Source organism: Kineococcus sp. AC630, from assembly GCF_979255925.1.
On record NZ_CEEDMJ010000020.1, the window covers coordinates 71,732 to 94,039 of the forward strand.

General features: G+C 71.7%; 19 protein-coding genes. 8 read left to right on the top strand and 11 right to left on the bottom strand.

The annotated features are described in order from the left end of the window. Positions 1-21: 21 nt before the first annotated feature. The 3 genes from AC0I8G_RS19850 to AC0I8G_RS19860 form a co-directional block, all read right to left on the bottom strand. Positions 22-849 carry a glucose-1-phosphate cytidylyltransferase gene (locus AC0I8G_RS19850; protein ID WP_471731473.1) on the bottom strand — a complete coding sequence of 276 codons (828 nt, stop codon included), beginning with the start codon at positions 847-849 and terminating at the stop codon, positions 22-24. Between the two features lie 249 nt (positions 850-1,098). Then, on the bottom strand, positions 1,099-2,247 hold the full coding sequence (locus tag AC0I8G_RS19855; protein WP_471731474.1) for a glycosyltransferase: 1,149 nt from the start codon (positions 2,245-2,247) through the stop codon (positions 1,099-1,101). Further along, the gene (locus AC0I8G_RS19860; RefSeq protein WP_380258181.1) at positions 2,244-3,341 is read right to left on the bottom strand and encodes a glycosyltransferase; all 1,098 of its coding nucleotides are present in this window, start codon (positions 3,339-3,341) and stop codon (positions 2,244-2,246) included. The genes AC0I8G_RS19855 and AC0I8G_RS19860 overlap by 4 nt, the downstream gene beginning before the upstream one ends. A gap of 530 nt (positions 3,342-3,871) precedes the next feature. Between AC0I8G_RS19860 and AC0I8G_RS19865 the strand changes: the two genes are divergently transcribed. After that, positions 3,872-4,837 carry a glycosyltransferase family 2 protein gene (locus AC0I8G_RS19865; RefSeq protein ID WP_471731475.1) on the top strand — a complete coding sequence of 322 codons (966 nt, stop codon included), beginning with the start codon at positions 3,872-3,874 and terminating at the stop codon, positions 4,835-4,837. A 100-nt stretch (positions 4,838-4,937) separates the two neighbouring features. On the opposite strand, the gene AC0I8G_RS19870 is transcribed toward AC0I8G_RS19865, so the two are convergent. Continuing rightward, positions 4,938-6,539: a malectin domain-containing carbohydrate-binding protein gene (locus AC0I8G_RS19870; protein WP_471731476.1), complete on the bottom strand. Its 1,602-nt coding sequence runs from the start codon at positions 6,537-6,539 to the stop codon at positions 4,938-4,940. Positions 6,540-6,775: 236 nt separating this feature from the next. Between AC0I8G_RS19870 and AC0I8G_RS19875 the strand changes: the two genes are divergently transcribed. Then, the gene (locus tag AC0I8G_RS19875; protein WP_471731477.1) at positions 6,776-7,606 is read left to right on the top strand and encodes a hypothetical protein; all 831 of its coding nucleotides are present in this window, start codon (positions 6,776-6,778) and stop codon (positions 7,604-7,606) included. Between the two features lie 173 nt (positions 7,607-7,779). Here AC0I8G_RS19875 and AC0I8G_RS19880 read toward each other — a convergent pair whose 3' ends face one another. Next, complete coding sequence (locus AC0I8G_RS19880) at positions 7,780-9,150, bottom strand: YveK family protein (protein ID WP_471731478.1); 1,371 nt, start codon at positions 9,148-9,150, stop codon at positions 7,780-7,782. Positions 9,151-9,639: 489 nt separating this feature from the next. Here AC0I8G_RS19880 and AC0I8G_RS19885 point away from each other — a divergent pair, with 489 nt between their 5' ends. Then, positions 9,640-11,121, top strand: a complete 1,482-nt coding sequence (locus AC0I8G_RS19885; RefSeq protein WP_471731479.1) for a hypothetical protein — start codon at positions 9,640-9,642, stop codon at positions 11,119-11,121. Beyond that, positions 11,118-11,702 carry a serine O-acetyltransferase gene (locus tag AC0I8G_RS19890; RefSeq protein ID WP_471731480.1) on the top strand — a complete coding sequence of 195 codons (585 nt, stop codon included), beginning with the start codon at positions 11,118-11,120 and terminating at the stop codon, positions 11,700-11,702. Before AC0I8G_RS19885 ends, AC0I8G_RS19890 begins: the two co-directional genes overlap by 4 nt. Before the next feature lie 150 nt (positions 11,703-11,852). Here the strand turns inward: AC0I8G_RS19890 and AC0I8G_RS19895 are convergent, their stop codons facing one another. Both AC0I8G_RS19895 and AC0I8G_RS19900 read right to left on the bottom strand, forming a co-directional pair. Further along, a complete protein-coding gene (locus AC0I8G_RS19895; protein ID WP_471731481.1) occupies positions 11,853-13,103 on the bottom strand; it encodes a hypothetical protein in 1,251 nt (416 codons plus the stop codon). A gap of 101 nt (positions 13,104-13,204) precedes the next feature. After that, on the bottom strand, positions 13,205-14,341 hold the full coding sequence (locus AC0I8G_RS19900; protein WP_471731482.1) for a glycosyl hydrolase: 1,137 nt from the start codon (positions 14,339-14,341) through the stop codon (positions 13,205-13,207). 304 nt (positions 14,342-14,645) lie between these two features. On the opposite strand from AC0I8G_RS19900, the gene AC0I8G_RS19905 reads away from it, so the two are divergent. The 3 genes from AC0I8G_RS19905 to AC0I8G_RS19915 all read left to right on the top strand — a co-directional run bounded on the left by AC0I8G_RS19905 (position 14,646) and on the right by AC0I8G_RS19915 (position 17,146). Beyond that, positions 14,646-15,359, top strand: coding sequence for a methyltransferase domain-containing protein (locus tag AC0I8G_RS19905; protein WP_471731483.1), 714 nt, complete (start codon positions 14,646-14,648; stop codon positions 15,357-15,359). A gap of 64 nt (positions 15,360-15,423) precedes the next feature. Further along, on the top strand, positions 15,424-15,594 hold the full coding sequence (locus AC0I8G_RS19910) for a hypothetical protein (RefSeq protein ID WP_471731484.1): 171 nt from the start codon (positions 15,424-15,426) through the stop codon (positions 15,592-15,594). Between the two features lie 70 nt (positions 15,595-15,664). Beyond that, on the top strand, positions 15,665-17,146 hold the full coding sequence (locus AC0I8G_RS19915; protein ID WP_471731485.1) for a SulP family inorganic anion transporter: 1,482 nt from the start codon (positions 15,665-15,667) through the stop codon (positions 17,144-17,146). A gap of 15 nt (positions 17,147-17,161) precedes the next feature. Here the strand turns inward: AC0I8G_RS19915 and AC0I8G_RS19920 are convergent, their stop codons facing one another. Continuing rightward, positions 17,162-18,541: an APC family permease gene (locus AC0I8G_RS19920; RefSeq protein WP_471731486.1), complete on the bottom strand. Its 1,380-nt coding sequence runs from the start codon at positions 18,539-18,541 to the stop codon at positions 17,162-17,164. Beyond that, a complete protein-coding gene (locus AC0I8G_RS19925; RefSeq protein ID WP_471731487.1) occupies positions 18,538-19,464 on the bottom strand; it encodes a proline iminopeptidase-family hydrolase in 927 nt (308 codons plus the stop codon). Before AC0I8G_RS19925 ends, AC0I8G_RS19920 begins: the two co-directional genes overlap by 4 nt. An 81-nt stretch (positions 19,465-19,545) precedes the next feature. On the opposite strand from AC0I8G_RS19925, the gene AC0I8G_RS19930 reads away from it, so the two are divergent. Then, a complete protein-coding gene (locus tag AC0I8G_RS19930; RefSeq protein ID WP_471731488.1) occupies positions 19,546-20,286 on the top strand; it encodes a FadR/GntR family transcriptional regulator in 741 nt (246 codons plus the stop codon). Between the two features lie 6 nt (positions 20,287-20,292). Here AC0I8G_RS19930 and AC0I8G_RS19935 read toward each other — a convergent pair whose 3' ends face one another. Together AC0I8G_RS19935 and AC0I8G_RS19940 are read right to left on the bottom strand one after the other, a co-directional pair. Then, positions 20,293-21,783: a PH domain-containing protein gene (locus AC0I8G_RS19935; protein WP_471731489.1), complete on the bottom strand. Its 1,491-nt coding sequence runs from the start codon at positions 21,781-21,783 to the stop codon at positions 20,293-20,295. Beyond that, entirely contained in the window at positions 21,780-22,286 is a 507-nt protein-coding gene (locus tag AC0I8G_RS19940; RefSeq protein WP_471731490.1) for a PH domain-containing protein, read from the bottom strand. The genes AC0I8G_RS19935 and AC0I8G_RS19940 overlap by 4 nt, the downstream gene beginning before the upstream one ends. Positions 22,287-22,308: the final 22 nt, after the last annotated feature.

Here is a 22,308-nt window from a genome sequence, read left to right on the forward strand (position 1 = left end):
GGTTCCTAGAAGGGGGGCTTCTCAGTCTTCCCAGGTCTTCCACGGCGCCTTGCCGGAGTCCCAGAGCTTGTTGAACTCGGTCCACTCCCGGAAGGTGTCCATGCCCAGCCAGTAGCCCTCGTGGTGGGAGACCGTCAGCTGACCGTCGCGGGCGACGGTCTGCAGCGGCTTCTGCTCGAGCATCATGTCCGGGTCGTCCTCGAGGTACTTGTCCGCGAAGGCGCGGTCGAAGACGAAGAACCCACCGTTGACCCAGCCGTCGGCCAGCGTCGGCTTCTCGTTGAACTCGGTGACGGTGTCGCCGGTGACGTGCATCTCGCCGTAGCGGGAGCTCGGGTGCACCGCGGTCACGGTGGCCAGGCGGCCGCCGGCCTCGTGGTCGCGCAGGGTCTTGGCGATGTCGACGTCGCCGAGGCCGTCGCCGTAGGTCAGGACGAACTTGTCGGCGGTCAGGTGCTGCTCGACGCGCTTGATGCGGGCCGCGGTCGCGGTGGTCAGACCGGTCTCGACGAAGGTGATCTCCCAGTCCTCCTGCACACCGTTGGTGTGGAAGGTCGGGTCGTCCTGGGTGGACAGGTTCAGCGTGAAGTCACCGGCGTTGAGCCGGTAGTCGAGGAAGTAGCGCTTGATCATGTCGCTCTTGTAGCCCAGGCACAGGACGAACTTGCGGAACCCGTAGGAGCTGTAGAGCTTCATGATGTGCCAGAGGATCGGGCGACCGCCGATGTCCACCAGCGGCTTCGGCAGCTTCTCGCTGGCCTCGCGCAGTCGGGTGCCCATGCCACCGCAGAGGATGACGACGGGGATCTCGGACACGGGCGTCTGCGACGTGCTGGCGGTTTCGGTCATGTCTTTCCCTCACTCGGAACCGGATCGGTTGCGTCTCGTCGACGCCTGCCCCACCTCGTCGGGGAGGCGGCGTCACACGTGGGGGAAGTCACCCGTGGTGCGAGGGGAACGTTCACCGGTGGCGGTCCGAACCCCCCACGAATCCGTGCCACCGGTTTCCCCGTCGAGGTGCTGTCGCGAGGCTACTACAGCACCACGAACACGGAGCGTGAACTTCGCCGGAGTGGGCTAACGCCCCTCTCTTGCGCCTCAAACACCACGAAGAGCAGACAACACGTCACGCAGCGGAGTCATCGCGGTCTCCCACGAGAACGACTGCGCCACGTCGGCGGCGGCCGCGCCGAGCTCGGCCGCCTGCTCCAGGTCGGTGAACAACTCGACCAGGGCCGCGGCGAACGCGTCCGCACCGTCGGCGACGCGGAGCACCGCACGGTGCTCCTCCAGCCCCTCCAGCCCCAGGCTGGTGGTGACGACGGCCCGGCCGCGGGACAGCGCCTCCACGAGTTTGATCTTCGTCCCGCCCCCCGAGAGCAACGGCACGACGCACACGTCGGCCTGCTCGTAGAACGGGTCGACGGAGGCGACGTCGGAGTGGAACTCCACCCCGTCCGGCTCACCGGCCGGACGCGGGTGCGCGGCGCTCAGCCCGCGACCCACCGCGAGGAACCTCGCCTGCGGGACGCCGGCCAGGACCTTCGGCCAGACCTCGTCGAGGAACCAGCGCAGCGCGGCCTTGTTGGGGCCGTAGTCGAGGGCACCGACGAACAGCGCCGTCCGCGCACCCGGCGGGAGCGTCGGCACGTGCCGCGCGCTCGTGACGCCGTTGGGCACGAAGGTGCTGGCGATCCCGCGGGCGGCGAGGACCTCCTGGTCCCGTCGGCTGCAGGCCGTGACGTGCTCGGCGCGGCGCGCCGTCGCGAACTCGAACCGGGCGAAGCGCGCCACCTCGGGGGCGAGCACCCTGGCCGCGAGCGGCTTCTCGGTGCGCAACCTGCGGGCGATGAGGTCGGACTCGACGTTGTGCAGGTCGAGGACGTCGATGCGCACGTCGGCCGGCACGTTGACCGCCATCTGCGGGAAGTCGACGTGCACGACGTCGCCGGAGCGGACACCGATCGCGAGCAGGTCGTGGATCCGGCGCGAGAACCACTTCCCCGCGAACAGCGAGCCCTTCAGGACCGCGGCGGGCGTGGGCCGCGGGGCCGCGACCTCGTGGACCGTCACGTGCCCCGGCAGCACCTCGCGCCACCCGGGCCAGGTGTCGAAACCCACCACGTGGACCTCGTCGAACACCTGCGCGTACACGTCGATCACGGCCCGGATGCGCTGGCGCCCACCGGAGTCCGTGCTCGCGGGGAGCTGCTTGGCGACCACCCAGGCGGTGCGGGGAGAACTCACCTGCTGCGCTTCTTCCAGGCTCCGCTGCGCGAACGGCCGAGCGCCCGCGGGATGGACAGGGCGAAGATGACCGGCGGCATCCCGACGGCCTGACCGAGGACCCGCAACGGAGCCGCCGCCCTGCCCTGGAGCTTGTCGCCCTTGAGGTAGGCCGCGACCGAGACGGCCTCGGCGAGCAGGAACGCCTGGCTGAACCGGCTCCGGGGCCGGGCCAGGCAGGCCGCGGTCAGCGTGAGCTGCGCGGCGGGGCCCAGCGTGGAACGCCACCCCTTGTGCATCGCGAAGTGCAGGAACTTGTCGTCCCCCGACACGAACGAACGGCGGAAACCCCAGAACAGCCGCAGCTGCCCGCTCATGATGCGCACGCGGCGCTCGAGCTGGTCGTTGCGCGGGGCGGAGTCCTCGACGGCCACGCACTCCGGCACCACGCCGACGTTCAGCCCACGACGGGCGAAGTCGAAGGCGAGGAAGAGGTCGTCGTTGAGGACGGACCTCGGGATGGGCCGGAAGGACTCCCGACGCAGCGCCACGGCCTCACCGACGAGCGCGAGGGACCCACCGCGACCGGCCTCGGTCTGCTTGATCCAGTTCTCGTAGCGCCAGTACAGACCCTCGTCCTGGGCCCCGGACTCCTTGCGGACCCCGGACGCGAGGTGCAGGTCGGTGGCGACGCGGTCGATGAGCGCGCGCAGCCCCTCCCCCGGCACGAAGGCGTTCGCGTCGAGCAGGACGACGATGTCGGCCTTGGAGTTCTCGATGCCGCGGTTGACCGCGGCGGCCTTGCCGGCGCGCTGCGCGGACCAGTCGACCCGGCAGCCGAGTTCCTCGGCGACGGCGCGGGTCTTCTCGTCCTCGTCCACGACGATGGTGATGCGGTCCAGCGGCACGCCCTCGCCCAGCAGCTGCGGGACGGTCTCGGCGAGGATGCTCGACTCACCGAAGGCCGGGATGAGGACGTCGACGTCGTCCCACGTCCAGTCGGCCTCACCGGGCTTCGGGCGGTACGGACTGCGCGGCGCGAGGCGCTCGCTGGCCAGCAGGTACAGCGGGTACATGACGTGCCCCGCGAAGGACATGACGGTGAGTGCTCCCACCGCAGGACTCGGACGACGCAGCTTCACGCGTGGTTCCCCCCAAAGACAGCCGTCGAGGCCGGTGAGACCCGTCGACCGTGCCGGTCGTCGGACCCCCCTCACCACCCCCGTGGTCCCCACGCTGGTCGCGGGGTGATCGGCGCATTCTTGCAAGGGCGTCCCGGCCAGGCAACAACGGCTTACGTGTTCTACTCATCACGCACAGTAGTTTCACGACGTTTCCGAGAGCGTTCCGCCGCAGGCCATGACAAAGCGTGAGACATGTTTTACAGCGAGTTAATTCTTCTAGAAGAACCCCGGCCGAAGAATTCGCAGAACCACCCGTTCGCCACCCTGCGTCACCCTCACGGGTCCCCGTCCGGGGGGTCCACACTGGATCGCGGCGCCCTGCTCGGCGACGATGCATCCGGTCCCGGGTGCCGAACACCGGCGCGCGGGCACGGGGGATCGACGAGTGGGGATTCGGTGGGGATTCGATGGGGACGGGGACGAACGTGAGCTCGGACGTGACGCACACCAGGGGCGGGACGATGGACAGGACGACGGAGAGCGCGGGCCGCGAGAACGATGGAGGGGTGCTCACCCACGACGTGGAACTGGTGCTCGTCAGCTACCGCAGCGCCCACCAGATCCGCGCCCTCCTCGAGAACCTGCCCGAGGAGCTCCCCGTCGTCGTAGTCGACAACGCCTCCGACGTGGACGGGTTGTCGCAGTTGCCGGCGCAGCGCCGCAACACCCGCTACGTCGACTCCGGCGGCGGGAAGGGTTTCGCCCGTGCCGCCAACATGGGGGCGCGGACCTCGACCCACGAGTTCGTGGTGTTCGGCAACCCCGACTCCCGCCCCACCCTGGAGCACCTGCAGACCCTGGTCGCCGACGTCGCCGGTGACGCGACCCTGGCCGCCTCGGCCGCGACGATGGCCGGCGTCAACGGGAAGGTGGAACTCGGCGTCGGCGGCTGGGAACCCACCGCGGCCCGCGCCTTGGTCCACGCCGCGGGCCTGCACAAGGTGTTCCCCCGGGCCGGGCTCTACGCGAAACCCTCCCCCGGCGAACTCCTCGAGGTCGACTGGACGACGGGTGCGTGCATGGCCGTCCGACGCAGCACGTTCCTCGCGCTCGGGTGCTTCGACGAGGACTTCTACGTCTACAACGAGGACATGATGTTCGGCCGCAGCGCCCGCGCCGCCGGCCTGCGCGAGAAGCTGCGCACCGACGTCATCGTCCCGCACGCCGCCGGGGGGTCCGGCGCCCCGTCCCTGGAGATGCTGCGCCTGCGCGGCGCCGCCATGCGTCGCTACCTCGGACGCCACCACGGCGCCGCGACCGTGAACGGGATCAGTTCCGTCCTCGCCCTCGGTTACGCGGTGCGGACCGTGCAGTGCCGGGCGCTGCGCCGCACCGACCGCGCGGACCAGCACTGGGCCTACGTCAAGGGAGTGACCACCGGTCGCGCCAGTGTCGCCGGTCGCGTCGTGATGGAACGGCTGAAGTAACCGCTGCGTCCGCCGGGAACGCAGGAGCGCCCCCGTCGACCAGGTCTCCCTGGTCGACGGGGGCGCTCTCACGTCGGACGACGGTCCGCCGCGGCAGGACTCAGAAGAGTTCCTTGTACTTCGCCGCCGAGTTCGGCATGCGGGATCCGCCGTTGAGCAGCCAGCGGTGGTTGTCGATGTCGCAGTTGAACTGGACCTCGTAGGCGAGCTGACCGGCGCCGGTCCCGGCGTTGGTCTTGAAGAAGTCGTACATGCCCTGGACGAAACCGGGCGAGTCACCGTCGTCGGCGTTGCCCGACCACTCCGACACCGACAGCGGCAGACCCTGGCTCTTCGCGAAGGCGAGGTGGGCGTTGATGCCCTTGGGGGCGCCGTAGCCGTCCTTGTCCCAGGACTGGGCGTTGAACTGGTCCACGGTGGCCGCGTAGGGCCAGTTGTTGTAGTAGTCGACCGAGAGGACGTCGACGTACTGCTTGCCGGGGAAGAAGTTCGTCCAGTTCATGCCCGGTCCGTTGGACTCCTTGTTCACCGAGAAGACGAGCTTCGCCTCGGGGAAGATCTGCTGCTGCAGAGCGCGGTAGCGCTTCCAGGAGGCCATGAAGTCCTGGTAGTTGTTCTTGTTCACGCTCCAGGAGAACCAGTAGCCGTTCATCTCGTGGGCGAAGCGGATGTACATGGTTCCCTGGCGACCGGCCCAGAGCGACTTCAGCTTGGTCAGCGAGGCCGCCCAGCGGGCGTCGTAGCGACCACTGGCGGCCTGCGACCAGGTCTCGCCGGAGTCGATCCCGCCGACGGCCATGTCCATGGAACCGTTCCAGTTCCCGTACTCGGCGCCCTTCCACAGCGTGTAGAAGTTCGCGGAGTTGTCGGCGTTGCCGGCCCAGCTGGAGACGATGTCGAGGTTGCTGCCGCGCCAGTTCCCGAACTGCCCGTCGGCCGCACCGACGCCCGAGGAACCGGACATCCACTCGTGGCCCGAGGCGTTCCGGGTCGGACCGGAGGTGACGGGAGGAGTGGTGGGGGGCGTCGTCACGGGAGGTGTCGTCACCGGAGGTGTCGTCACCGGGGGCGTCGTCACCGGGGGCGTCGTCACGGGGGGCGTCGTCACCGGAGGCAGCGTCGGGGTCGAGTTCGACGGGCGCGGCGTCGCGCTCACCGCACCGGAGTTCTCGACGAGGATCGCGCTCACGGCGGCGTAGTTGCGGGTCTGGGAGAACCCGAGGTTCAGGGTCCCGTCGTCGACCTTGACGGTGAAGGACTTGTTCAGGGCGACGTTCTTGCCGACCTCGGCGAAGATGTCGAGGTTCGAGATGACGTTCTGACCCTCCGCGGTGACCGAGAACACGCGGGCGCCACGCTGCGACCAGTAGGTCTCGGCGGTCTTCAGCGTCACCTTGTAGGTGCCGTTGGCGACGGGGGCGCTCCACCCGGTCATGCCGTAGTGCTCGGACTGGAACAGCTTGTCGTTCGTGGTGCCCGCGATGTCGGCGCCGGTGGTGCTGGGGTTCTGCCAGCCGCCGGCGAAACCGCTGTCCGCGTTCCAGACCTTGCCGGCGGAGTCGGTGAAGGCGCTCTTCAGGGTGCTGACGCGCACCACACCGCTGTCGGCCGCGTTCGCGGCGGAGACGCCGGCGGCGGTGAGACCGCTCGCGACGGTGGCGACGGCGGCCGTGGACAACAGGAACTTCGAAACCTTGCTCATGGGGTGGATCAACCTCGCTGTGGTCATGGCGCCGTCCGCAGGAGGGGGGCGGAGGAACCGTGTTGGCCCGTTCGGGGTGACACCTGACCCATCGGTGCGAGTGGCGGGATCCTTGAGGAGAAGTTTTCCCGGAACCTGTAACGCGGGGGCCCGGGGCAGCGATGAGCATGCCCGTCCGGTGATCACGGGCTGAGCGCGCGCCCCGTCGGGACGTCCCTGATCGGTACCATCGGACGGTGAGACTTCACGTCGTCTACCGCTCGCACGGCGGGGAGAACAGCAAGGGTCGCCCGTCCTGGTACAGCAAGCGGGTGGGACTCGCGTCCTTCTGCGCCGCGGTGGCCGCGGTCCGCGCGCAGCGTCCGGACGCCGACGTCGAGGTGGTGTTCCTCAACGACGGTCCCGTCCCGGGCGACCGCCTCGAGCTGATGCAGCTCTGGGGCGACCCGGTGGGCTTCGAGGGCGGTTCCAACCGGCGCAGCTACCTGGCGGCGCTGGCGCTGCCGCGTCGCCGCTCCTGGGCGGCGCAGGACGTCCTGCTGCTCGCCGAGGACGACTACCTGTGGCGGCCGGAGGCGCTGGTGGCCCTGGTCGACGCCGTGAGCGACCCCGCGAACGCCCACGCCGACTACTTCGCGCCCTACGGCGCGGAGGTCGAGGACACGGGCCTGCCGGGGCGCTGGACGCCGCTGGTGAGCACCACCAGCACCTTCGCGGCCCGCGTCGGCGCCGTCCGCGAGGACGAGCGGCTGCTGCAGCTGTGCGCGCTCTCGGGCGGGAACTTCGACTACGCGAGCTGCCTGACGCTGCAGGGCCGGCGGCGCTTCACCCTGCGCGAGCTGCTGGAGCACCACGACCCGGCCGAGGGGACGGCGGCGTGGAGGTCGGCGCTGCGGCGCGGGTACCTGTTCGGGATGCGCGCGGCGGTGGACCTGCGCTCGCTGCGCCGCCCCTCGCGGCGGCGGGTGCTGCTGGGCGCCGAGCCCGCTCTGGCCACCCACATGGAGCTCGGCTGGATCGCACCCGGCCCGTGGGAGGAGATCGCTGCTGCCGGCGCCCCCTCCTGAGCCGCGCGGGTGGGGATCGTTGGCGCCAACCATCCCGCCGAGTGACACCGTTGGCGCCAACCATCCCGCTCAGTGACACGGTTGGCGCCAACGATCCCGACCCCACCGGGCGCACGACGAAGGGCCCGGCCCCACCTGGATCAGGTGGGACCGGGCCCTTCGGGCGTCACGGCTCAGCCGCGGCGGGAGACCTCGGGGGTCTGGGGCTGCGGCGGGGCGACGGGGCGCTGACGCAGCGGTTCGCTGCGCTCGCCGGAGGCCGGCGTCCCGTTGCCGGTGTCCCCGACGACGACCTGGGCGACGACGGCCGGGGCCGCGATCGAGAGCTGCGCGAGGGTCCTGCTGATGACCTCGGCGCGCGGTTCGGCCTCGATCTGGACGAGCACGGCGTCGACCTCGCCGGCGACGGCGAACGCCACCGGGGAGTTCACGACGGACCCGCCGACGAAGATCACCAGGTAACCGGCCTCGACGAGGTGGCGGACACCGGCGCCGACGACGTGCGGCTGCAGCGAGCGGGCGTCCAGCGGCAGGACGCCGACGACGGCACCGCCGCCGATGACCCACGGGTGAATCTCGTCGCTCCAGCGACGCTCGGGCAGGATGCGCTGCTCGGTGCCGGCCACGGGGGCGCCGAAGGCGGCCAGACGGGAACCGCCCTCGTCGGCGTCGACCAGCACGACCCGGCGCCCGGCCCGGGCCGCGGAGGCGGCCAGACCGGTCGCGAGCGCCCCGGCGTTCCCGGTGGCGGCGGTCACCAGCACGCTGGAGACCTCCAGGCGCGGGGTGCGCAGGTGGCCCAGGTGCTGCAGGCCGACGAGGACGATCCCGGCGTTGCGGGACTCCACGGAGTTCTGGTCGCCGATGCCGCGACCGCGCGGGACGGCGTTCCAGCGACCGAGCTCGGCGATGCCCTCCAGCGGAGGGGTGTCGACGCGCTGGTTGAGGTGCGCGCGCCACGCCACGGCCCCGGAGGCGGCGAAGAGGCCGACGAGGAAGGCCAGGGCCGCGATCTGCCAGGCGTACGGCGGTGCCGCGGCGGTCGGCACCGTGGCGGCGTCGAGCACCGAGATGCCGTTGCCGTAGGCGCTGGCGTTGAGGTTGATCGTCTGCTGCTGCGCCCGGTCGGTGCCCACGGCGGTCAGCGCGGCGGTCGTGGCCTGCTGCACCTTCTGCGTGTTCACCGTCTGGTAGGCGGTCGCGACGGCGTCGGCGATGGTCGCCGCGTCCTGGGGGTCCGTGGCCGTCGCGGTCACGGTGATCTGGTTCGACTCGTCGACGGCGACGATCTGGAGGCCGTCCTTGAAGGTCGAGCGCAGATCGGTCGCCAGCGTGCCCTGGGCGACGGAGAGGACGGTCTCGGAGCTGGCGACCGCGGCCTGCAGGGTCGCCCACTTCGTGGGGTCGCCCAGCGAGGACGCGTTCGACGTCGTCGGGTCGTAGGGCCGGTCCTTCGACAGCGTGATGGTCGACGTCGCCGCGTACGACGGGGTCAACAACTGCGACGGCAGGACGTAGCCGAGGACGGCCATGAGGACGGCCACCACCAGGATCTTCCAGCGTTGACGGCTGATGGCACCCCACGCACCAGAACCGCTCCGGACGTGCGAGCTCGTTGTCACCGACTACCAGTCCCTTCCCAGACGTGACGCAAGGACTGCGCCCCCCTCAACGCAACGACCCGGCTTCACCCGCGGCCCCCACCGCCCGTTACCCGGTGCTGAGTGCCCCCTACGTCGTGTGATCAGGCACACGACGACCGCTGCGCGCGCCACTATTGCACCTCCCACCGGGGCTTGTCGGGCGTTGTCACGCGGGCGGCCGAACGGGGGTGAGGGCACTGCTGCGAACGTGTGAAGTTGTCACGGAGGGCCCACCGACGGGCGCGCGGACCGGCCCGAGGCGACCCTCGCCGGACGTCGCGCCGCCTAGCATGAGGCATCGCGGGGGGACCGCGAACGGCTGCGTCGGGGGGCGCACCGGAGGAACGGGGGGGGACGACGCGTGAGCGAGCAGACAGCCGGTGTGACCGCGTGAGCGACGCGCTGCAGCGGAGCACCGGCGTCACGCCGGCCTTCCCGACGGTGCGCCCGGCCCAGCCGGGCCTGCCGCGTCGGGTCACCCCGGGTGTACCCGCCGCGACGGCGGACGCGCTCGACCCCGACGCCCGTCTCGTGCGCCGGCGCCGCTCCGACGGCCCCCGCACGACGAGCACGGCCGACGCCCGCGTGATGGTCGGCATGACGATCGTGATCGTGGCGCTCACCGTGCTGCAGCGGGTGGCGCTGCCCCTGGGCTCGCCGGTCCCGGTGACCATCCCGATCGTCGCCGCCGTCCTCGGCTACCTGGCCTACCACGGTCTGGTCCGTGACAACGGTGCCGCGGTGCGCACCTACGTCCTGGCCATGACCGCACTGGCGGTCTTCGCCCTCGTCGACGTCGTCTGGCGGGGGACGGGGGCCCTGACCTCGCTGATGCTGCTGGTGGTGACGTGGGCCGCCCTCTGCTTCCGGGTCGACGAACGTCGCCTGCACCTCTTCCCGCGGGTGCAGCAGCGGTTCGAGACGTTCATGCTCGTCTTCGCCGTCATCGGCGTCCTGCAGATGCTGACGCAGTTCGCCGGGGTCTGGGGCTACGTCGACTACGTGCGCCAGGTCGTCCCGGGGAACCTGCTCTTCCAGGGCTACAACACGTCGTACCCGATCGAGTACGGCTCCCCCGTCATCAAGGCCAACGCGTTCGTGTTCGTCGAGCCGTCGGTGTTCTCGCAGTTCCTGGCCCTGGCCCTGCTCTCGGTGCTGAGCCGGGGCCGCCAGTACTGGCGGGTCCTCGTCTTCGGCGTCGCGCTGGTCTGCACCGTCACCGGGACGGGGTTCATGGTCCTGGGCTTCGGGCTCGTCGTCCTCGCGCTGCGCCGGGGCGGGCTGTGGGCGCTGCGCGCCGGGATCGTGCTGGGGGTCGCCGCGGTCGTCGCGCTGCTCACGCCGATCGGGCCGATCCTGCTGAGCCGCACCGGCGAGGCCGGTCAGACGAACTCCTCCGGGAGCCTGCGCTTCGTGCAGCCCTACGAGTACCTGCTGCAGCGCTGGTCCAGCGACCCCTGGTCGATCGTGACGGGCCTCGGGCCGGGGATGGCCGACCGCATCTCCGACCAGATCTTCGCCGCGACGGGGCTGCCGATCAGCTTCGCCGGCGGGGTCAAGCTGATCCTCGAGTACGGGGTGCCCGCCTCCGTGCTCGCCGGGGTGTTCCTCTACGTCGCCGTCGTGCGCCGTTCCCCCGCGCCGACCGTCGCGCTGGCCGCGATCTTCCTCAACGCCGTGACGAGCTCGAGCTTCCTGGCGGCCAACATCTTCTACGTCCTGCTGCCGATGGCCGTGCTCTTCGTCGGCCGCCGCACCGAGCTCTCGACGCGCGAGAGGCGACAGCTCGAACGCGAGCACGAGACGGAGCTGCGCACCGCGCGGCCCACCCCCTGGATCCCGAGCAGCCCCCCGACCGGAGGAACCCGTTGAGCCGTCGTCCCCTCGCCCGGTTGCGCGGCGACCTGGAGCACATGGTCGAACCGCAGGGTCGCTCGACCGGGGCCTGGTTGCCCGACGTGGTGGCCCGCGTCGCGCTGGTGCCGCGGGTCCGCGCGGTCGTGCAGCTGCGCCTCGCCCAGGCCGTCGCACCGCGGTTCATGCCGGCGGCGCACCTGCTGCAGGCGCGCACCCTGCGCTCGGCCGGGGCGGAGATCTCCCCGTTCGCCGAGATCGGCCCGGGGCTCTGCCTCATGCACTCCACCGGGATCGTCATCGGCCCGGACGTCCGCATCGGGCGCGGCCTGCGGATCTACCAGAACGTCACCCTCGGCGACGGTTCGACGCCGGGTCAGCCCGTCGTCGGTGACGACGTCACCATCGGCGCGGGGGCCTGCGTCCTCGGTGGCGTCCGCGTCGGCGACCGCGCCGTCATCGGGGCCAACGCCGTCGTGACCCGGGACGTCCCCGCCGACAGCGTCGCGACGGGCGCCCCCGCGGTCTCCCGTCCGCGTCGTCCCGGGATGGACCCGCGCCTCGACGAGCTCGCCGGGCCCCGGCCCGCCGCCGTCTGACCGGTCTCCTCCGACGTCCCGCGAAGCCCCCTCCGGTCCCGACCGGAGGGGGCTTCGTGCTGCCCGCGCGGCGCCGACGCACGGGGGACGCAGGAGGCCCCGTCCCCGGGGACCGGGGACGGGGGACGGGGCCTGCGTGCGTCGGGGTCGTCAGGCGACGGGCGGGCTGACCGGCAGTCCGAACCCGGGACTGCGCACGTGCTTGCGGACGGACACGAACCACCACGGGGCCACGATCCAGAACGCGGCGGCGATGCCCCAGGCGGTGCCCTGCGCGCCGAAGGTGAACGCGCCGGCCGTGGAGAGGACGACCAGGAAGAGGGCGAAGACCAGGTGCAGGCGCATCGTCACCTTGGCGCCCTCGGTGGCGTAGAGGACCGCGGCGCAGCCGACGGTGACCGCGGAACCGGCCTGACCGACGATGGTCGGCAGCAGCACGGAGCGGGCCCCCGCCCAGGTGTCGTCGAGGATGAGTTCCCCGACCGAGGTCGGCAGCAGCAGCATGACCGCGCCCCACACGACGCTGACGGCGACCACGAGACCCGAGATCGCGACGGCGGCGAGCTCCCAGCTGCGCGGGTCCATCCGCTCGCGACGGCGGACGAGCTCCGGGACGGCGAAGCTCATGAGCCCGGTCGAGACGATCGTGGCCGGGACGGTCACGAGGTTGGCCCCGCGCAGCGACCCGGCCGCGGCGACCGTCGTCACGACGGCCGCGAGGATCGGGGCGAGCTGACCACCGGTCTGGATGATGACGAACTCGGGGACGAGGTAGCGCGTCACCGAGTACTGCTCACGCAGCCAGGCGATCGCCAGCGAGAGCCGCGGCCGCAGGTGCAGCAGCGCCATCCCGATCACCGACGCGAGGTAGGCGGCCCCGCCCCAGACCGCGGTGAAGGCCGAGATGTGGTTGGTGTCGACGACGAGGAACAGGACGCCGATCCCGGCCAGCTGCAGGACCACCCAGCTGACGTCGATCAGGCAGGCCGCGGCCGGACGCAACCGGGCGAAGAAGACCTGGCGCCAGGCGTCCTGCAGCATCAGCCCGGGCATGACGAAGCCGAGGGCGACGAAGACGTGCGACAGGGCGTCGGTGAAGGGCAGGAAGAGACCCATCAGCACCAGCACGGCCCCGAGGACCGCTGCCCCGCCGCCGGTCAGGGCGATCGCCGAGGAGGCCGCGCGCCTGAACTCGCGGTCGTCGGCGTCGGCGAAGCGCATGCTCACGGGCGAGGTCGACAGCGCCCGGAAGAACCCCGTCGAGATCGAGAACACCGAGAACGCGATCGCGAAGGCGCCGAAGACGTCCTTGGTGAAGGCGTGGGTGATGACGAACTGGATGAGGAAGTTGTTCGCGCTCGCCACGACCTGGTCGAGGATGTTCCACAGGCTGCGGGTCATCCCGGAGCTGCGGAGCCTGCTGAAGCGACCGGCCCGGGGACCGTCGCCGGTCGCTGACGACTGTTCCTGCGCCCCCACCACGTCGCCGAGGTTACCCGCGGTCACGACTGCGTCGGCCCGGCGTCACCCGATGCGCCGAACCTCTTCAGGAAGGCGGCCTTGCCGTCGGGTGCGTCGTCCAGGGTCATGCCCACCCCGCCGTCGGGGACGTTGAAGTAGGCCTGGTAGCGGACCTCGGCACTCACGACGGCGTCGGCGATCTGGTCGACGAACGCCGGGCTGTCCCCGCCGCCCTGGGTGTCCCCGGCGGCGACCATCGCCCACTCGGGCAGGCTGATCGGCTTGTCGTGCGCGGCGGCGAAGGCGATGACGGCCGAGAGGCTGTTGACCTTCGCGTCCTTCTCCTCCCAGCGCGCGCTCGGGTCGATCGGGGAGATGTAGGAGTCGTAGACGTCGACGCCGATGATGTCGACCCAGTCGTCGCCGGGGTACATCTCGTCGATGGTCACGGAGTCCTGCTGACCCTCGGCGATGTTGAAGTCGACCTCGAAGGCCGCACCCTCGACCAGGCTGATCGTCTGCACGATGCGGCGGAAGTACGTCTTCCACTGCTCGCGCTCCTCCTTCGACTCACCGATGTAGTGGGTCGCGTACCAGTCGCCGTTGAGCTCCCAGCCGAGGCGCACGATCGAGGAACCGAGGCCCTTGGAGACGAGGTTCTGCGCGAACGTCGTCCAGTGCGCGTCGTACTCCCCCGCGGCCCCGCGGGCGCGCCAGTCCTCCGGCGGGTCGGCGGGCACGAGCCCGGTGGAGACGACGAGGGTGCGGTTGTCCGGGTCGTCGCGGACCCACTGGCCCCAGTCCTGGCCCTCGCCCGGGACCATCGCGAACCACGGTCCGGAGATCGCGGCCCAGTTCGCGTCGGAGTTGAAGACGACGACGACGTCGAGCGGACGGCCCAGCCAGTCGCCGAACTCCGTCGCGACGGCGACGTCGTGGGTCTGGACGCCGACCCACTTGGTGTCGAGGTCGGAGGCGGCGACGTGCGCCTTGGGCGTCCAGGCCGGCGTCGGGGTCGAGGTGATCGGCTCGCTCGTGTCCCGGGTCGCCCAGTACACCCCGCCGCCGGCGGCGGCCACGAGGACTCCGATGCCCGCCCCGATGACCTTGCGGCGCCCGTGCTTGCGCGGCGCCGGAGACCCGCCGGTCGCGGGGCTCTCCGTGTGCGTCGTGTCCACCACTGCGTCGCTCCGCCTTCCCCCTCGGACGGGGACCGCGGGCGCTGCCGGCACTGATGCCGGGCAGACGTCGCCAGGACCCCCGTCACCATCGACCGCACCGCCCCCCGGCCATGCGTGCACCCCTGGTGCTGGTCCCGACTGTAGGTGAGACCGGGACACTTTGACGCAACGTGAGAGTGCTCGTGCACGGAATCTTCGACCGTCCGGATCAGCCTCGTGACGCAGGGCCGAACAGGGTTTGACCGACCGTGACGCCCCGGGCCTCCGAGACCTCCGCGGGTCCTGATCGTAGGCTTCGGGCGTGGGTCGGTTCGAGAACGTCACGACGTTGGCCGGGGCCGTCGAGGGGGCCGTGGTACTCGACCTCGCGTGCGGCAGCGGGCGGACGACGCGCGCCCTGCTGACCCGGGACCCACGCCTGGTCCACGCCGTCGACGTCGGGTCCGGCCTCGACGACGACCTGCTCCTCGACCCCCGGGTGCGCGCCCACATCACCGGTCTCGAGGACCTGCCGCTGGGCGACGGCGAGGTCGACGCCGCCGTCTCGCTGAACGCCGTCGAGCACCTCGCCGACGTGGGGGCGCACCTCGCCGAGGTCCACCGCGTGCTGCGCCCCGGGGGCACCGCCGTCCTCGCCCACTCCGACTGGGACACCGCGCTGTTCACCAGCGACGACGACGCCCTGACCCGTGAACTCCTCGACCGCTTCGTCGGCCACGTCCCCGGCGGCGGAGCCCGCGGGGACGGTTTCGCGGGCCGGAAGCTGCTGCGGCACGCGGCGCGGAGTCCGTTCACCGTCGAGTCGGTGCACTCCTGGGCCGACCCGCACCGCCGCTTCGACGAGGACTCGGTGGCGTGGAAGGTCGCGACGGGGATCCTGGCCGCCGCCGGCGACGACCCGGTCCTCACCGCCCGCGCGGCGGGCTGGATCGAGGGGCTGCGCAGCGCCGCCCGGGCCGGGCACTTCCTGTTCACGGTGACCGACGTCGCCGTCGTCCTGCGCAAGCACGGGTAGCGGAACCGCCCGTCCGGCCCCACCGTTGGGCGGTCAGAGCGCAGACGAACACCAGGAGGACGACGTGGCCGGGCTGATCAGCAAGGTGGGGGCCTTCCTCAAGTCCCCCGAGGGCAAGCGGTTGAGCCAGCAGGCGCAGCGCGCCGCGAAGGACCCCGCGACGCGGCGCAAGCTCACCGACGCGGTGTCGCAGCTGCGCGGCAAGGGCCGTGGAGGTGCCGGCGGGACACGCTGATCGGGTGGTTCCGCGCTTCGGCGGCCGAGGAGGCTGCGGGGCCACTCTGACGCGTGGTTAGAGTTCGCGGGTGCCCCTCGCCCTCGCTGCTCCCCGTGCCGGCCTGCGCCGTCCGGAGTGGCTGCGCTCGGTCCGGGTGCTGCGCACCGAGGTCCTGGCGGGGCTCGTCGTGGCCCTGGCCCTGGTGCCCGAGGCGATCTCGTTCTCCCTCGTCGCCGGCGTCGACCCGCGCATCGGGCTGATCTCGTCCTTCGTCATGGGCGTCACCAGCTCGTTCGTGGGCGGGCGGCCGGCGATGATCTCGGCCGCCACCGGCGCCGTCGCCCTCGTGGTCGCGCCCCTCTCGCACAGCCACGGCGTCGGCTACCTCGTCGCGGCGATCCTGCTGGCCGGGGTGCTGCAGATCGTCCTGGGCGTGCTCGGGGTCGCCCGGCTCATGCGCTTCGTCCCGCGCAGCGTCACGACGGGGTTCGTCAACGCGCTGGCCATCTCCATCTTCATCGCCCAGCTGCCCAACCTGCGTGACGCCGGGGTCGCCGGGTACGGCGTCCTGCTCGTCGGCCTCGGACTGCTGGTCGTGGTGCCGCGGTTCGTGAGGTCGGTCCCCGCACCGCTGATCGCCGTCGTCGTCCTGACCGTCCTCACCGTCGTGCTGCACGTCGACGTCCGCACCGTCGGCGACGACGGTGCGCTGCCGCACGCGCTGCCGACGCTCGGGCTGCCCGACGTGCCGTTCTCCCTCGACACCCTGCGCACCATCGCCCCGTTCTCGGTCGGGGTCGCGCTCGTGGGGTTGATGGAGGCACTCATGACGGCCCAGCTCGTGGACGAGCTCACCGACACCCGCTCGTCGAAGACGCGGGAGTGCATCGGGCAGGGCACCGCCCAGATCGTCACCGGCCTCTTCGGCGGCATGGGCGGCTGCGCCGTCATCGGCCAGACGATGATCAACGTGAAGGTTTCCGGGGCGCGGACGCGGCTGTCGACGTTCCTCGCGGGGGCGTTCCTGCTGGTGCTCGTCGTCGGGTTCGGCGGCGTCGTCGCGCAGATCCCGATGGCCGTCCTCGTCGCCGTGATGTTCCTCGTCTGCTACGGCGCCTTCGACTGGCACAGCGTGAAACCGTCGACGCTCAAGGCCATGCCGCGCAGCGAGACCTCGGTCATGGTGCTGACCGTCGTCATCGTGCTCCTGACCCACAACCTCGCCTACGGCGTCCTCGGCGGGACGCTGCTGGCCTGCGTCCTCTTCGCCCGCCGCGTCGCCCACCTCGTCGAGGTCCGCGCGAGCGCCCCCGGCGTCTACACCGTCCACGGCCAGGTGTTCTTCGCCTCCTCCGGGGACCTCGTGACGCAGTTCGACTACGCCACCGACCCGCGCGAGGTGACGATCGACTTCAGCGACGCGCACGTGTGGGACGCCTCCTCGATCGCCGCGCTCGACGCCGTCACCCGCAAGTACGCCGACCACGGCAAGCACGCCGAGATCGTCGGGATGAACCCCGCGACCGCCGCTCTGCACGGTCGGCTCGCGGGGCACGTCAACGCCGGCTGACCGCCCTCCCGCCGCTCAGGGGTGCGCCCCCTCCTCCGCGGGCAGGCTCGGGGCCCCGCGGCCGGTCCGCAGGTTGACGGCGAGGACGACGGCCCCGACGACGAGCCAGGCGAGGCCGCCGATCTTCGCGGCCGCGTCGGCGTTCACCAGCACGTAGCCGATGATGAGGAAGCCCAGCACCGGGGCGACGAGGTGCAGCAGGTAGTTCTTCGACCTCCCGCGCACGAGGTGGTGGACGATCACCGAGACGTGCAGCAGGCAGAACCCGAACAGCGCGCCGAAGTTCACCAGCGACGAGATCAGCGAGATCTGCCCGACGAAGAACAGCACCAGCACGAGGGTGAGACCCGTGACGGTGAGGATCGCGGCCATCGGGACCTGACGGTCGCTGATGCGCGACAGGTACGCCGGCAGCTGGCGGTCGCGGCTCATCGAGAACAGCAACCGCGACGTGGCGGCCTGCGCGGCCATCGCGTTGGCGATGCCGACGGCGATGACGTTGACGACGAGGAACGCCGTCTTCCAGTGCGAGCCGGACGCGGCCTGGACGAGGTCGAAGAACGCGTTGCCCGCGGCGGCGTCGCCGAAGGACTCGCGCCCCGCGGCGAGCAGGCTGGCCAGCCAGGTCTGCAGGACGAAGAGGAACGCGACGACGAACAGGGCGACGATCATCGCCCGGCCCGCGGGGTTCTTCCGCCCGGTCGTCTCCTCGGCGAGCGTGGAGATCCCGTCGAAGCCCAGGAAGCTCAGGACGGCGATCGAGAGCGCCCCGGCGATGAGCGGGCCGCTCACCTGCGAGGAGTCCCAGAACGGGGTCGCCCCCCACTCCGCGCCCGGGATCGTCCCGCCGTTGAGCGCCCGCGCCGCGATGACGACGAACGCCACCACGAACACGATCTCGATGGCCAGGAACACCCGGTTGGCGAGCTTGAGCGAACTGATCCCCAGCAGGTTCACGACCGTGTTGATCGCGACGAACACCAGCGCCCACACCCAGCGCGGGGACCCCGGGAAGATCCCGACCATCGACTCGGCGGCGAAGACGTAGAGCAGGGTCGGGATGAGCAGGTAGTCGAGCAGGATCGACCAGCCCGCGAAGAACCCCAGCGAGGGGTGGATCCCGCGGCCGACGTAGGAGAACACCGAACCCGCCAGCGGGAACGCCTTCGCCATCTGCCCGTAGGCGAGAGCGGTGAAGATCATCGCCACCAGGCCGATGAGGTAGACGAGCGGGACCATGCCGTGCGCGCTGTCGTAGACCGTCCCGAAGATCGCCCACGGCGCGATCGGGACCATGAACACCAGCCCGTAGACCAGCAGGTCGAAGGTGGAGACGGAACGTTTGAGCTGCTGCTGGTACCCGAACGACTCGAGGGTGCGTTGCTGGTCGCTCATCGCGGAGCTCCTGAGGTGTCGGCGGGGTCGTCGTGGCGCGCGAGGAACGCCGCGACGAACGCGCGGAACTCCTCGGGCTGTTCGAGGTGGGTGCAGTGGCTGGCGCCGGGGAAGACGTGCGCGCTGACGTCGGGGATCCGGTCCACGAACGGCGCCCACGTCTCCGGGGTCGCCTCGTCGAACTCGCCGGCGACGACGAGGGTCGGGACGGCGACGTCGGGGAGGCGGTCGATGACGGACCAGTCGCGCAGGGTCCCGATGACGTGGAACTCGTTGGGGCCGTTCATGGTGTGGTAGACGGTGGGTTCCGCCTCCATCTGGGCGACGCTGGCCGCGAAGTCGGGGTGGGTGGGCGTGATCCGGCAGACGTGGCGGGCGTAGAACTCGTCGGTGGCGGCGAGGTACTCGGGGTCGGTCGTCGTCCCGGCGGCCTCGTGGCGGTCCAGCGCCTCGCGGGCCTGCGGCGGGAGCTCGGCCCGCAACCGGGCGGCGCCCTCGACCCAGAGCGGCATCGAGGCCGGGGAGTTGCAGATCGCCAGAGACACCAGCCCCGCGGGTCGCCGGACGGCGATCTCGGCGCCGAGCATCCCGCCCCAGGACTGGCCGAGGACGTGGACCCGGTCGAGGCCGAGGCCGTCGAGCACGGCGTGGAACTCGTCGACGAACAGCTGCGGGGTCCAGGACTCCGGCGGCGCTGCGGGCAGGTGGGTGCTGCGGCCGCAGCCGAGCTGGTCGTAGTGGACGACGGTGCGCCCGGTCTCCTCGGCCAGGGCGGCGAGGTTGGCCACGTAGTCGTGAGCCATCCCGGGTCCGCCGTGCAGGACGATCAGGGGGAGGGCTCCCGCGCGGGGGTTCGACGGGGTGGTGACCTGCACCCAGGTGCGGTGTCCGAGGACGGGGAGTTCGTGGGTCGTGACGGGCATGGCGTGAGCATCCTCACTTCAAAGGTCCCCGACAAGACCATTGGTGGGGAATTAACCTGTGCGAAACGGGAGGACGGTGGGATGACGCGGACGGACCTCGTGGTGGACCCCGGCTCGCGCGTCGCCGCGGTGCTGGAACGGCTCGTCACCGCCATCGCCACCGGCCAGTACCTGCCCGGTTCGCGGCTGCCCGCCGAACGCGACCTGGCCGCCGTCCTCGGTGCCGGGCGGACGACGGTCCGCGCCGCGCTGGCCCAGCTCGCCGACCGGGGCCTGGTGGAGACCCGCCGGGGACGCCACGGCGGCACGTTCGTCCTGCAGCAGTGGCCCGAGTCCTCGACGGAGATCGTCGGACGCACGCTGTCGGCGGGCTACGCCCAGCTGCGCGACCTGTGCGACGCGATCGCCCGTCTGCACGGGGCGGTGTGCCGGGCCGCGGCCGAGCACCGCTCCCCCGCCGACGTCGCGCGCGTGCAGGACGCGCTCGAGGCCTACGCCGCGGCCGACTCCGGCCTGCAGTCCCAGCAGGCCGACAGCGCGCTGCACGTCGCGATCATCGACGCCGCCCACAACGACACCCTGCGCCGCGTCCTGCGCGAGCTCGAGGGCCGGCTCAGCATCGGCGCCCCCGCGCACCTGTGGGGTGCCCCGGAGGGCATGCACGCCATGGAGGTGCGGGCCCTGCGCGAGCACCGCGCCCTCGTCGCCGCGATCGTCGCCGGCCGCGCCGACGAGGCCGAGGCCCTCGCCCGCGCGCACGTCGCGATCGACCTCGAACTGCTCACCGCCGCCCTCGCCCGCAGCGGTGCCCTGCCCGGCTGACGACGCTCAGGTGGTCATCCAGCGTTCGGGACCGGAACCGGCGCGGGCCGCGCGGGAGCGCAGGGACTGCTCCGTCAGCAGCCGCGCCGCCGTCGCCGGGTCGAGGTGGTCGACGCGGGGCTTCACCCGCCCGGGGGTCGAGTGCAGCACGACGCTGGCCAGGCCCAGGCGACGCTGCAGCGGACCCTGAGCGACGCCGAGGCTCTGCGTCCGCGCGTGCGGGACGACGTCGAGACCGCGGACCAGCCGGCCGTTGCGGGAGAGGAACGCGTGCTCGGTGACGCGGTAGCCGCGGCGGCGCCAGCTCACCGGGTCCAGCCAGCGGGCGGCCCGCGGGACGGGGGTGAACCCGCCGTCGGTGCCGGTGCCGGTCAGCCCGGCGCGGACCACGTCGAGCGGGGACTCCTCGCCCGTCCCCAGGTCCGGCAGCACGATCGCCAGCACGAGCCCGAGCTCCTCGACGGTGCCGACGGGCAGCAGCGTCGTGCTCTGCTCGGAGGCGCTGCCGCTCTCGCCGGAGTACCCCGCGACGTTGACCTCCACCCGCCACCAGCCCGCGCTGCGCCACAGCAGCGGCTGGGTGATCCGCAGCGCCTGCACCCGCCCCGGCGGCACGGTCTGCGAGCGCTGCTCCAGCAGCCCGTGGGAGAGCCGCAGCCCGTCCGGGGAGTCCGCGACGGTGAAGTTGAAGCCCCGGGAGAACCGCTGCCACACCGTCGAGACCACGCCGAGGACCGCGGCGAACGAACCGAACAGCGGGGTGAGGCTCTGCGCGAACCAGCAGCCGACGCCGAGGCCCACGAGCACCAGGACCATCCAGATCGTCAGGCCCGAACGCAGCGTGGACAGGAGCAGCCGCGTCGGCGGGACCTCGACGACCTCGCGCTGCGGGGCCTCCGGGGCGTCCTCACCCTCGGCGACGACGACCCCCGCGGACGCCGCGAGCAGCGCGTTGCGGACCCGCTGGGCCTCCTCCTCCTTGAGGTAGGCCAACGACACCTTGCTGCCGGAACCGCCCGCGACCTCGAGGCGCAGCTCGGCCAGCCCGAACAGCCGGCCCAGCAAAGGCCGGACGACGTCGACGGCCTGCAACCGGTCCAGCTGGGCCCGGCGCTGCTGGCGCCAGAGGATCCCGTGCTCGACGTGCACGGCCTCGGAGTCGATCCGGTAGCGCGTCTTGCGCCAGGCCAGGGCGCTGTAGCCGGCGCCGACGATCGCGAGCAGCAGGATCCCCCCGACGATCGACAACGTCAGGATCCAGCCGGGCAGGTCCAGGCGGACGATGTTGTCGACGTTCTGCCCCACGACCACCGCCAGCACCGCGGCGACGACCTTCCACGCCCGCAGCACCGGGGTGACCGGGTGCAGCCGTCGCCAGCCCGGGTCGGTGAGGACGGCGCGGGTCGGGGCGTCGAGCCTGGCCGCGACCTCGGCCGGCAGGACCTCGAGGGCGGGCTCGTCGGTCCGGGGCTCCTCGGTCCGGTGCTCGTCGGTCACAGCCCGGCCAGTCGGGCTTCGCCACGGGCGGCGAGACGGTCGCGCAGCCGGGCCGCCTCCTCGGGGGAGAGCCCGGGGATGGCGGCGTCGGAGTCGGAGGAGGCGGTGTGCAGCTGCACCTTGGCCAGGCCGAACCTCCGGTCCAGCGGCCCGGCCTCCACGTCGACGTACTGCAGCCGGCCGTAGGGCACGACGACCAGCGAGCGGAACATGATCCCCTTCACCACGAGCAGGTCGTCGTCGCGCTCGGCGTAGCCCCACGCCTTCACCTGCCGCCCGGACCACACGAAGTCCCACGCCCACAACGGGACCACCACGACGAGGGCCAGCCAGATCCACGGCGTCAGCAGGACCGCCAGGACGACGGTGACCACGACGACGACGGCGAAGACGATGCCTCCCCCGACGCGTTGCGCGGTGGCCCAGCGCGGGGAGATCCGCTGCCAGACGACGTCGCCCGGCGCGAACGGGTCCTCGGTGCTGACGGTCGTCCGTTCGGCCATGCCCCCACCTTGCCAGAGCAGC

Excerpts from the sequence above, each read along its gene's own strand:
- AC0I8G_RS19850 (WP_471731473.1), bottom strand. The coding sequence starts at position 849 with ATGACCGAAACCGCCAGCACGTCGCAGACGCCCGTGTCCGAGATCCCC.
- AC0I8G_RS19865 (WP_471731475.1), top strand. The coding sequence starts at position 3,872 with ATGGACAGGACGACGGAGAGCGCGGGCCGCGAGAACGATGGAGGGGTG.
- AC0I8G_RS19870 (WP_471731476.1), bottom strand. The coding sequence starts at position 6,539 with ATGAGCAAGGTTTCGAAGTTCCTGTTGTCCACGGCCGCCGTCGCCACC.
- AC0I8G_RS19895 (WP_471731481.1), bottom strand. The coding sequence starts at position 13,103 with ATGACCCGCAGCCTGTGGAACATCCTCGACCAGGTCGTGGCGAGCGCG.
- AC0I8G_RS19920 (WP_471731486.1), bottom strand. The coding sequence starts at position 18,541 with ATGAGCGACCAGCAACGCACCCTCGAGTCGTTCGGGTACCAGCAGCAG.
- AC0I8G_RS19925 (WP_471731487.1), bottom strand. The coding sequence starts at position 19,464 with ATGCCCGTCACGACCCACGAACTCCCCGTCCTCGGACACCGCACCTGG.
- AC0I8G_RS19930 (WP_471731488.1), top strand. The coding sequence starts at position 19,546 with ATGACGCGGACGGACCTCGTGGTGGACCCCGGCTCGCGCGTCGCCGCG.
- AC0I8G_RS19940 (WP_471731490.1), bottom strand. The coding sequence starts at position 22,286 with ATGGCCGAACGGACGACCGTCAGCACCGAGGACCCGTTCGCGCCGGGC.